General features: G+C 48.2%; 11 protein-coding genes and 1 other RNA gene. 6 read left to right on the top strand and 6 right to left on the bottom strand.

What is annotated here, in order from left to right:
* Nucleotides 1-290 (top strand): hypothetical protein (locus tag FS806_RS26405; RefSeq protein ID WP_222126761.1); only part of this gene is annotated, 290 nt, incomplete at its 5' end.
* Nucleotides 291-369: 79 nt separating this feature from the next.
* Here FS806_RS26405 and FS806_RS23935 read toward each other — a convergent pair.
* The 5 genes from FS806_RS23935 to cshA all read right to left on the bottom strand — a co-directional run bounded on the left by FS806_RS23935 (nt 370) and on the right by cshA (nt 4,951).
* Nucleotides 370-678, bottom strand: coding sequence for a hypothetical protein (locus FS806_RS23935; RefSeq protein ID WP_144941716.1), 309 nt, complete (start codon nt 676-678; stop codon nt 370-372).
* Nucleotides 679-1,053: 375 nt separating this feature from the next.
* Nucleotides 1,054-1,710 carry a fructose-6-phosphate aldolase gene (fsa, locus tag FS806_RS23940; protein ID WP_144941718.1) on the bottom strand — a complete coding sequence of 219 codons (657 nt, stop codon included), beginning with the start codon at nt 1,708-1,710 and terminating at the stop codon, nt 1,054-1,056.
* Between the two features lie 101 nt (nt 1,711-1,811).
* Nucleotides 1,812-1,994, bottom strand: a non-coding RNA gene (ssrS, locus tag FS806_RS23945) — 6S RNA.
* 106 nt (nt 1,995-2,100) lie between these two features.
* A complete protein-coding gene (locus FS806_RS23950; RefSeq protein ID WP_144941720.1) occupies nt 2,101-3,012 on the bottom strand; it encodes a YesL family protein in 912 nt (303 codons plus the stop codon).
* A 403-nt stretch (nt 3,013-3,415) separates the two neighbouring features.
* On the bottom strand, nt 3,416-4,951 hold the full coding sequence (gene cshA, locus FS806_RS23955) for a degradosome RNA helicase CshA (protein WP_144941722.1): 1,536 nt from the start codon (nt 4,949-4,951) through the stop codon (nt 3,416-3,418).
* 325 nt (nt 4,952-5,276) lie between these two features.
* On the opposite strand from cshA, the gene FS806_RS23960 reads away from it, so the two are divergent.
* The 5 genes from FS806_RS23960 (at nt 5,277) to FS806_RS23980 (ending at nt 9,561) form a co-directional block, all read left to right on the top strand.
* Nucleotides 5,277-5,816, top strand: a complete 540-nt coding sequence (locus FS806_RS23960; RefSeq protein ID WP_144941724.1) for a DUF4178 domain-containing protein — start codon at nt 5,277-5,279, stop codon at nt 5,814-5,816.
* 16 nt (nt 5,817-5,832) lie between these two features.
* The gene (locus tag FS806_RS23965; RefSeq protein WP_144941726.1) at nt 5,833-6,576 is read left to right on the top strand and encodes a DUF4247 domain-containing protein; all 744 of its coding nucleotides are present in this window, start codon (nt 5,833-5,835) and stop codon (nt 6,574-6,576) included.
* Between the two features lie 301 nt (nt 6,577-6,877).
* Nucleotides 6,878-7,699 (top strand): YitT family protein, encoded by an 822-nt coding sequence (locus tag FS806_RS23970; RefSeq protein WP_144941728.1) that lies wholly within the window; start codon nt 6,878-6,880, stop codon nt 7,697-7,699.
* A gap of 175 nt (nt 7,700-7,874) precedes the next feature.
* Complete coding sequence (locus FS806_RS23975) at nt 7,875-8,063, top strand: hypothetical protein (protein WP_144941730.1); 189 nt, start codon at nt 7,875-7,877, stop codon at nt 8,061-8,063.
* Between the two features lie 331 nt (nt 8,064-8,394).
* Entirely contained in the window at nt 8,395-9,561 is a 1,167-nt protein-coding gene (locus FS806_RS23980; RefSeq protein ID WP_144941732.1) for a putative glycoside hydrolase, read from the top strand.
* Between the two features lie 301 nt (nt 9,562-9,862).
* Here FS806_RS23980 and FS806_RS23985 read toward each other — a convergent pair whose 3' ends face one another.
* Entirely contained in the window at nt 9,863-10,435 is a 573-nt protein-coding gene (locus FS806_RS23985; protein WP_144941734.1) for a nitroreductase family protein, read from the bottom strand.
* Nucleotides 10,436-10,587: the final 152 nt, after the last annotated feature.

A 10,587-nucleotide genomic window follows, 5' to 3' on the forward strand; every position in this document is an offset into this window, starting at 1 on the left:
GCGTCTTTCCAAGCAGGGTTCACACCTGCTACCTCACTCGACCTAGGCTTGGTCGCTCCAAAAGTGCATTAAAATCCCGCCTTTTTCCAACAAGAGAGCGAAAGACGCTCAAATGTGCAGGTCTTTTTGCCAAAAAGGAGCCGTTTCGCAAAAATCGCTCCAAAGACCTGCACAATTGCTCTAGAATCAGGCATGACGCGGTTTTTTCGGGAAAAGACCTGCATTTTTGCTTTAGAATGAAGCATCGGGATGCTTTTTCCAAAAAAACCTGCACAATTGCTTTAGAATGAAGCATCGCACGGCTTTTTCCGAAAAAGACCTACACATTCACTTTAAATTTAGACATCTCGCGGTTTTTTTCCAAAGGCTCTACCAAAAATAATAGCCTGAGTGTTTTTTGTTATTTATTAAGATCATGGTTAATGAAACAGCGCCCAATATAATATATGTCGCTAGAATAACTGGCACGGGGAGGATGCCCTTACTTTCAACAATTCCCATAATAATAAAAGTCATCCCAAGTAAAATATGTGGAAAAACCAATCCTTTTTGGAATGAGGCCAGTTCATCTTCACTTAACGCATTTATTATAGATTTTCTAAGAAGAAATTTAAGTTTGAAAAAATGACAAAACCCTGCTATAAGCCACCAAATTCCTAGAAATACCTGTACGAACATTTCCACCAACCTCCTCTACTTACCATGTTACCATATGGTACCTAACATATTGCTAAGCAACCCGCCCATCAACAATCACTTCCATGTTAAATTGCCAATTTTTCAGTAAATTGCTAAATGCCTTACTCACCACATAGACCCCATTAATTCCTTTAACAGAGCCTTCCCAAAGATACATACCGTTTTGCCCGCTTGTACCGGGCTGTCCTCTAAGAGTTAGCGTGAAACGGTAACCTATCCATATACACACGAAAAGGACCTCACATTCCACAGCAAAGGTGGATGATGAGGTCCTTTTTTCTCGAAGAAACCGGGCGCCGAGCGGGGCTGAAAATAGCTAACCGACTTTGGCTACAGCTCCTAGCCGGTTCCGCTTTAGAAAGTACCGAGGTTTGCCTTCTCCCAATCCTCGGAAAATTTCGCAATCCCCGCATCTGTCAACGGATGCTTGATCATTGATTGTATGACTTTATACGGCATAGTTGCAATATGAGCACCAACCAGGGCCGCTTCGATCACGTGAGCGGAATGGCGGACGCTCGCAGAAATGATTTCCGTTTCGATTTGGTGTGTCTTGAAGATGCTGCTGACTTCCTCGATCAGATTCATCCCGATCATGTTGATGTCATCCAGCCGGCCGATGAACGGGGATACGTAAGTAGCACCTGCTCTAGCAGCCAGAAGCGCTTGGGTGGACGAGAATATCAGCGTCACATTCGTCTTGATTCCCAATTCGCTGAAACGGCGGGTAGCCTTCAAGCCTTCCTCACACATTGGAACCTTGACCACTATTCCCGGCCCGATCTCAACGAGCTTCTTGCCCTGCTCCACCATCTCATCCGCATTCAGGCTGATAACCTCTGCACTGATCGGAAGGTCGCCGACTATCGATACCATTTCTTTAATCGTTTCAAAAATATCTCTTCCTTCTTTGGCAATCAGGGAAGGATTCGTCGTAATTCCGGAAAGAACACCCAGCTCATAGGCTTGTCTCACTTCTTCCACGTTGGCTGTGTCGATAAAAATTTTCAAACAAAAAACCTCCTAAATAAGAATATAAACCCCACGAGGGGCTTATTAGACAGACTACTATGTATCATACAGGCAATCTTTAATTCCTGTCGGATTCTAAATTAAGACCCGCAAATGCCGTCCGATTTTCTTGTTTCGAAACCCGCTCTCAGCAGGTGGGTGTCCGCAGCAGTACTTTTGAAGTCCCCTTTAGAGGGCATGACAGCCGTACGGCAATGTTGGACTCCCTAGAAACATACATTGGTTCAAAACAACGTAAATCGTAACGCACATCGCAGGAGGTTTGAAACTGTATTATTCATTATAAAGATTGAAGGGCAAAAAGTAAACCTCGCAAGCTCCGATTGGGCAGGGGCCCATATAGGACCCGCTTATCGGATGGATTGTCCATTAGTCTTTCTTATCGGACCGGATTTCATTCGCAGAATCGTCTTTATGCGGCGGCTCCTCGTCGGACGAAGAGCTCTGTCCTGCTTGATCACGACTGTGATCTTCCATTCTATCTGCATTCGCAGTCTCAGACTGTTCGTGTTCCTTGTCCTGATTCTCGCGCTCTTTCTCCTCCTGCTCTTCCTGCTCCCGCTCGGCTTGGAGCTGCTCCAGCTTCTCACGCTGCTCCTGAAGCTTCAGGAAACCACGATGAAAATGCCAGAAGGTGACAATGGCAATCAGACTTCCCATAAAGAAAGGAATCAGAAACGTATATCTGAAGCTGATCATTACGATAGCCACGTTGGACACGATGATGATTAACGAAGCGATAGGCCGGCCAATCGTAATCAGGAAGCTGTTCTTAAGAATTTGCCAAAATTTCATATGAAAATGAACCATGATGGACAGATAATTAAAGAAGGAAGCAACAAGTATAAAGAATAATGTAATAAACAGATAAGATAAAAGGCTCAGCGTTCCTTCCTGGGACCCATAGAACTGATAGTTAACATACAGGACTCCAGTTAGAATCAGATAGGCAATTCCACCCAGCATGCTCTGTAAATAATTTTCCTTGTAGCCCCGAAAAAACGTTTTCAATAATGGCACATCGACGTCACCGGTTACCCACTTGCGTGCAACTGTAAATGCGGCGGCCGTAGCGGGGACAACAGTAAAGGGAGATACGATTCCGATAAGAAACAGCCCTTGTTTGAACAAATCGACTGTGTTCTCCGGATTGAGAAATACTACTAGCATGAGATAGAAGAAAGGCAATGAGCATAGCACCCATAGAAGATTGGTGACGGATAACCTCATTATCCATTCGGAGATGCGGTAAAAGCCCCCCATTAGTCCGCGGAATTCCAAACCAGTTTCCTCCTTCGATTGAGTCTGACTATTCGCATTCGTCTATTATAGCCTATTTCCATATAAATCGGTAGGGGGAAGCTCTCGCCGGCATGTTCAAACACTGCAATTTCACGTCACGGGACCGCTGATCAATCGCCCAAGGGTAAACGGCTATCGCCGTCCTTTGGACAGGCACGTTTCCAAGAAAATCATGCTGATCAATTATGAGAGTATCCCCTTGAAATTAGTCTGGAAGGATAATTCGCCGATAACGGACTAAACGGTCCGCCCTGGGCTTTATAAACGAATCTTGTAGATTATGCACCCCAACAAAAAATCTCTTGCAACCGACCGATTACGAGATCTGCGGCGCAAGAGATTTTTATCTAAGATGTTAATTCATGCCGTAACTGCCAGACGATTAATGGTTGCGCGTATAGGAGTCGCGGTCGCGTCCGTAGCTGTTGCCGGAACGGGAACCGCCGTCCCGCCGATTATCTCCGTCCCTGCGGGAATAACGCGAACCTCCTCCGTATCCTCCACCACCGCCCTGACGGTCTCCCCGGCGGAAGTTGGATTTGAAGTTGCCGCTTGGTCTTCTACCCGAGCTTCGAACATCCGGCCGGCGCTTCTTCGCGCGGATTGGCTCCTCGGGAGTTAACTCGATGCTAACCTCTCTAGCTTCTCCTGTAATCAGCTTCATTGCGGCAGCCAGCAGGTTGACCGAATCATACTGCTCGAGCAATTGAATGGCAACGCCCTTGTATTGCTGGGCCCCATCGTTATTGATGATCTCGATCAGACGTTCCGCGGTCAGCCGTTGTTTGCCCTCAATAGCCTCCGCCAGCGACGGCAGCGGCTTCCGTGCGATCCGGTGGCGGGTTACCCGCTCGATGAAATGCAGATGGTCAATCTCCCTAGGGGTCACGAACGTCCAAGCCGTTCCTTCCTTGCCTGCGCGGCCGGTACGACCGATTCTGTGGACGTAGCTTTCCGGATCCTGCGGCAGGTCGAAGTTGACTACGTGCGATACCCCTGACACATCGAGACCACGGGCCGCCACATCGGTAGCCACCAGCACGTCAATGCTTCCGTCTCTGAACTTGCGCATAACCGTGTCCCGCTGATTCTGCGACAGGTCCCCGTGCAGCCCTTCCGCCGAATATCCGCGCTTCTGCAGAGCTTCCGACAGCTCATCGACACGCCGCTTCGTTCTTCCGAATATAATGGCCAGATCCGGAGCCTCCATATCGATCAGACGGCATAGAGCCTCGAATTTCTGTTTTTCATGTACTTCAATATAGGACTGCTGAATTAGGGGAGCGCTGACTTGTTTCGGAATGACGGAAACATGCTGCGGATTGTTCAAGAACTGCTGGGCCAACTTCTGAATGTTGGGAGGCATGGTGGCCGAGAACAGCATCGTATGCCGCTCGTCGGGGACAAGGCTCAGAATGGATTGGATGTCATCCATAAAGCCCATATCGAGCATCTCATCCGCTTCGTCGAGTACAACCGTGCGTACATCCTCCAGCTTAATCGTCTTCCGGTTAATATGATCCAGCAGACGTCCGGGAGTCCCGATTATGATCTGCGGCCGCTTCTTCAGGGCACGAATCTGCTTGACGATATCCTGTCCACCATAGATCGGCAGGGAACGGATGCCTTTGAACCGTCCGAGCTTCTCGATCTCCTCGGCTACCTGGATAGCCAGCTCCCGGGTAGGACACATAACAAGCGCTACAATTTTATCTTCCGACGGCTGAATTTTATGAATTAACGGTACGCTGAACGCAGCGGTTTTACCGGTTCCGGTTTGTGCCTGTCCGATCAGGTCCAATCCTTGCATGGCAAGCGGAATCGTTTTTGCCTGAATCGGGGTCGCTTCTTCAAATCCCATTTCAGTAATTGCTTTTAAAACTTTTGGCTCCAGGCCAAATTCTTGGAAGTTTTTCAAATGTTTCAGTCTCCTTTTTCTATTGGGCAAAAGTCACCCTGTCTTCTTCCCTTAAGTGCGACGGTGCGACATTTTCTATTTTATATATCGTCCTTTATTACAAAGGTGAAAACTTATCGACAAACAAAAAAGCATTTTCCACGGGTACCGGGAAAACACCGCCGAACAGCCGTACTTAAGAACAATAATAGAAAGTATATCATAACCCGTCTATCATTGACCAGTTCCGTTGTTCTTAATTTCCCTTTTTTTCCGTGCGAAACCACAAATACCGCTAACACGTATATAGCTGTATGTAGATCAAGACGGAGGAGCGTTGAATTTCATGTCCATATTCAAAAGGATCGGCTCGATTCTGAAAAGTCACAAAGAAGAACCTTCTTCCCATACCGAGCTGCATAATCCCTATGAAGAAGCATCTGTAGGGGACATTGTCACTGTAGAGCTCGAGCAGTACGTAATCAGCGGCAAGGTCGAATATTACGACCCGGGGCATCCTCCCCACCGCTATGCCTATTATTTACAGAACGGACGCCAAATATGCTGCCTGCTTATCGAAAAAGGCCGGACTTACGAATGCTTCCTCACTCAATTTCTCGAAGGGGCACTGGACGATCCGAACGACGTCCCTACCCTGCTCGATGTGGACGGGGAAATTCAATACGAATTGGAGCATTACCGCAAGGACATCACCCGCACAGCCGGAAATACGGACTTCCGCAACGGGGACGAAATGATGATTTGGCGATATTTTTCAACCCAGGATCGCTACTTTTTCCTGCAATGGCAGGATGGGAAATTCATCGCTCTACAAGGAGAGAGAATCCCTTCCGCAGACGTAAAATTTATGAGATCAGCCCAATAATAAGGAGGTGTTCGGCATGAAGCGTTGGGTATCCATCATTGCGGCTTTTCTCGTGCTTGCTCTTGTGGTTGGATGTTCCAATGCCGGAAGCTACGTCAAGGAGCACTATCCATTAACCGAGGTTATAGGAAAAGGAAAGGATACGTCCCGAATTTATGTGGCCGAAGGCCAGGATGTTCCTGCCGTTGCGGCCCTGCTGGCCAAACAGGAGCAGCCTAAGGAAATTAGCGAAGAAAATTCGGAGCATATGTTCCTGGTTTACAGCAACAAGCTGATCCATCTGCAGCAAGACCCGGAGAATGAAGAAAACACTCTGATCGAAATCAGTTCGGCGGAATATGTCAAAAAGCATTACGATTCTTCCTTCCTGGAAGGTTTTCTGACCGGCGCGATATTGAATTCTTTATTCGGAGGCTGGGACAGCCCGTGGGGCGGATCCGGGAAGGTTCAAGGGGACTCGACAACGGTTCCTTCCAAATCAACAGGGGATAAATCGACTTCCTCCGGAACCAGCACGCCCAAAGCGAAGGATAGCCCGACGACTTCCGACCGCACGGGAAGCTTCAGCAGCAAAAACGCCAAAGACGACAAGAACAAGGCCAATTCCGTAGAACCCGCTCCAACTTCCAAGCCAAAAAGCACCGGAACCTTCTCGTCGAAATCTTCTTCCAAGAAGAATGACGGATCCACTCCGACTTACAAGAAACCAAGCAAACCGAAGACCAGTAAACGTAAAGGCTCTTTTTCCAGACGAAGGTAGAATAAAAATCCCCCGTTCTGCAATATGACGTTCTGACTAAAGGGGCCAATCCAGAGTCCTTGGTCTGTTTAAGGAGCTTCGGTAACGTGCTAAGTTGACTGTATTAAACAAGTGACAGAAAATATTCCATGTAACAAGTGCGTCTATGTACGCCAGAGCCGGCATCCTATAAGCATCTTCTCTCAGGAGGGGATGCTTTTTGCCGCGAATAAATTTACGACAGCTTTTTTTACCGTAGGAAAAAGGATACACTACTGTTGTAATCCGAAAAAATTAACAATCGCTGTAAGGAGGAAGCCCGTTGAGAAGATATGCCGGGGAGATATTCTACATATTGCTGGGGGCGGGAATTCTGGCTGCCAGCTTCAACCTGCTGCTGATCCCTCACCAGCTGCTTAGCGGCGGACTGTCGGGGGTCGCCATGCTGATCGGCTATTTTACCGATTGGAATATCGGTCTCATTTATTTTATCGGAAACCTTCCATTGATTATATGGGGGCTTATTACGATTGGCCGCCGGTTTATTCTGCTAAGCGTCATCTCGGTCATCGCCACCACCTGGCTAATGCAAATCATTCCGGTGATGGCGGTAACAAGCGAGCCCATCCTCGGCGCCGTATTCGGCGGAGTGCTCTTCGGGATTGCGACCGGACTTTCTCTTAGAGCGGGAGGATCAACCGGCGGCTTCGATATTATCGGCTCCATCGTTACCCGCAAGCGGGATTTCCCTCTGGGTACCTTCCTGTTTACCGTTAACGGATTGGTTATACTTGCTCTCGGTTATTTCAAAAACAATTGGGACCTTGCCCTGTACTCGATGCTGTCCATCTATTTGACCTCCAAGCTGATTGATACTATCCATATCCGGCACGTCAAGGTAACGGTCTTCATCATTACCCGCAATGAGCAAAGCCTGATCGATGAACTGGTCAAGCTCCCCCGGGGCGTCACCGTGATCCGAACGGAAGGAGCCTTCACACAAACTTCCCAAACGATGCTGATGACGGTCACCACCCGATACGAGCTCGCCGAGTTAAAGAAAATCATCTTCCAGACCGATCCCAAGGCATGGGTGAATATTGTGGAAACGACAGGCATCTGGGGTGATTTTCGCCGGCTTTGATTTTCACAGATAGATGGGGGCGTTATAGCCTGGGGTGATTTGGCAATGCAAGTGAAGTTTCGTTATGTTATAATATAACTGTGTAATTTCATAGCCTTCTGGTGTTATCCGTCTTTCCGCTTCATTCCACTATCTTTTCCTGATCGACCTAATACGATTGGAAGGGTGATGATGTATGGAAACAGTTAAGCTATCCAGGATTGTTATGAAATGGACGCCGGAGCTATATCCGTCCTTAAAGCAAGCGGAACTTGATTCCCAGATCGTTCTGGCGAACGGTATGGACGCTTTGGAATATAACGATGCTTTGGAGATCATCCAATACAGCATCTCCGAACATCAGAAAGACGCCCCTCTTCATTGAAGGGCGTCTTTCTTTTTAATTATTTCATATATTTAAACTGTGGTCGGTATGACTATTTTACTATCCCGTTGATGATAGCTATCCGGTTTCTAACGGAAGTCCATCTGCAATACAGCGGCGGGGATTGATTCTGATCACTTTTCCAACCTGTCTTCATTAATTTGTCCTCCGAAGTACTTTAGGCTCTTTAATGGAGTCCCTCCTTCCCTTATAATGGATTTATTGCTCTATTCTGTGACGAAAGGTTGAAGAAGGTTTTTTTCGAGAAACAAGAAGATTCGTCTTACGGACAGCAAGAGTAAAAACAACGATGAATTGGGAGAGAGTTATTATGGAAATGATTTTGGCCGCCATGCTGATGCTGTGGGGCAACGTCTCTTCGGCCAATCCCGATGTGACGCTGGATCAGCTGGTGCAGGCATCCATGCAGGTACCCGCTCACGGGGAGGAATTCGATCCGCTCCGGCCGGTCTTCAAGAAAGACCCTCAGCCCGATACCCCCGCTATCAGAGGAATTTATGTGACTGCGCACAGCGCCGGCGGGTCTCGACTGAATACGCTGCTTGAACTGGTAGACCAAACCGATCTAAACGCCATGGTCATCGACGTCAAGGATGATTGGGGAAACATTACTTACGATACCGGAAACTCGAGGCTGGAAGCTTACGACACTACATACAAGATCATTCCCGACATCCAGAAGCTGATGAATACTTTGAATGAGCATGAGGTTTATCCGATCGCCCGGATTGTCGTATTCAAGGATACCATTCTAGCCAATAAACGGCCGGAGCTTTCCTTTCTTAATCCGGACGGAAGCTTGTGGGCTAACGGCAAAAAACCTCCGGAAAGCTTCGTTAATCCGTATTCCAAGGAAGTCTGGGATTATAATATAGAAGTTGCCAAAGAAGCGGCCAAAGCAGGATTCAAGGAAATTCAATTCGATTATGTCCGGTTTCCGGAAGGCTTTGAAAAAAGAGACAGTATCCTCCAATATGAACAGGATGAACGCAGCCGGGTCGAAGCCGTTGCCGGATTCGTCAAATATGCGAGAGAGCAGTTAAATCCGCTCGGGGTCCGAGTCTCAGTGGACATCTTCGGCTACGCCGCCTCGGTTCCCGCCGCTGAAGGAATCGGTCAGGATTTTGAGAAAATATCGCAAAACGTTGACGTCATAAGCGCAATGGTTTACCCGAGCCACTATACCACCGGCTGGTTCGGCGCGAAGGTTCCGGATGCCGAGCCGTATACAACGATCAGCGGTTCGAGCGTTGATACGCACAAGAAGCTGGAGCCTCTTGGCCCCCTTAAGCCGATCGTCCGGCCATGGATTCAAGATTTCACAGCCTCTTGGGTTCCGGGGCATATTAAATACGGCAAGGAAGAAATCGAGGAGCAAATCCGCGCCTTGCATGATAACGGTATCGAAGAGTTCCTGCTATGGAACGCGAGCAACAAGTATACTCCCGGGGTCAATTACATCAATCCTTCGCCGTAACCGCCGGTGTTGTCCGGGAACTTCATAAAAAAAGCCGGCAGCCCGTTTGGCTGTCAGCTTTTTTCTTCGTAGCGGCCACCCCGTCTGTTCTGTCTTAGCCGATCATAAGATCGGCGTGGATAAATTCATCCACTCGAACCAGGGTGATTTTCATTCGCTGTCTCGGTCTCATATTCGTACCAGACCATCATTTCTCTTAAGCCATGTCGATCCCTTACTCGTACCAGACCATCATTTCTCTTGGCCATCCCGATCCCTTACTCGTACCAGACCATTATTTCTCTTAAGCCATCCCGATCCCTTACTCGTACCAGATCGTTCTCTGGGCAAAGGATGTTTTCGCAGGCGCCGGGGGCTGACCGTTCTCGGGATATCCCAAATAAATTAAACCGGCCACCTCCTCATGCTCCTCCAAGCCAAACGCCTGCTTCATTCTCGGATGATACATCGGGTCTCCCGAACGCCAAATAGCTCCAAGCCCGAGCGAATGAGCGGTTAACAGCATATTTTGCACCGCTGCATGAACGGCGGCCATTTCCTCAATCCAGTGGACCTTGGGCATGGAAGTTGGCGATGCGGCTACCGCAATGATGACCGGAGCGCGAAACGCCTTGTCCCAATGCTTGCGCAGCTGCTCCTCGCTTACCGGAGTACCGGCCGCTTCCGCTTCCTCTCTGGCGATCTCTTTATAGGCGCCGGCCAACCGGTTGCGCCCCTCCCCCGTCATGACAAAAAAACGCCAAGGCTCCGTTTTATAATGATTAGGCGCCCATACCGCCGCCTCCAACAGCTTTTCGATCAGTGACTTATCCACCGGATCAGGCTTAACTCTGCCGATGCTTCTTCTTCCTTTAATCGCTTCCTCTATTCGCATAGTATGGCATCCTCTCCAGAAAAATGTAATTAGCCCTTTCGATAATCAACAGATATCGCTTACCGAAGGATTAGTTACATGACCTATGCAGTTCAAGTAAGTAATTGGTAATCAGTCATAACGTCAATTGTTAGAAAATATTTCGCTAAATA

The sequence above is a fragment of the Paenibacillus sp. 32O-W genome (genome assembly GCF_007679495.1).
GTDB classification, from domain to species: domain Bacteria; phylum Bacillota; class Bacilli; order Paenibacillales; family NBRC-103111; genus Paenibacillus_L; species Paenibacillus_L residui.

What these genes read in the sequence shown, in the direction of transcription:
- FS806_RS23960 (WP_144941724.1), top strand. Translation starts at nt 5,277, where the DNA reads ATGTCCATATTCAAAAGGATCGGCTCGATTCTGAAAAGTCACAAAGAA.
- FS806_RS23965 (WP_144941726.1), top strand. Translation starts at nt 5,833, where the DNA reads ATGAAGCGTTGGGTATCCATCATTGCGGCTTTTCTCGTGCTTGCTCTT.
- FS806_RS23980 (WP_144941732.1), top strand. Translation starts at nt 8,395, where the DNA reads ATGGAAATGATTTTGGCCGCCATGCTGATGCTGTGGGGCAACGTCTCT.
- FS806_RS23975 (WP_144941730.1), top strand. Translation starts at nt 7,875, where the DNA reads ATGGAAACAGTTAAGCTATCCAGGATTGTTATGAAATGGACGCCGGAG.
- FS806_RS23935 (WP_144941716.1), bottom strand. Translation starts at nt 678, where the DNA reads ATGTTCGTACAGGTATTTCTAGGAATTTGGTGGCTTATAGCAGGGTTT.
- FS806_RS23985 (WP_144941734.1), bottom strand. Translation starts at nt 10,435, where the DNA reads ATGCGAATAGAGGAAGCGATTAAAGGAAGAAGAAGCATCGGCAGAGTT.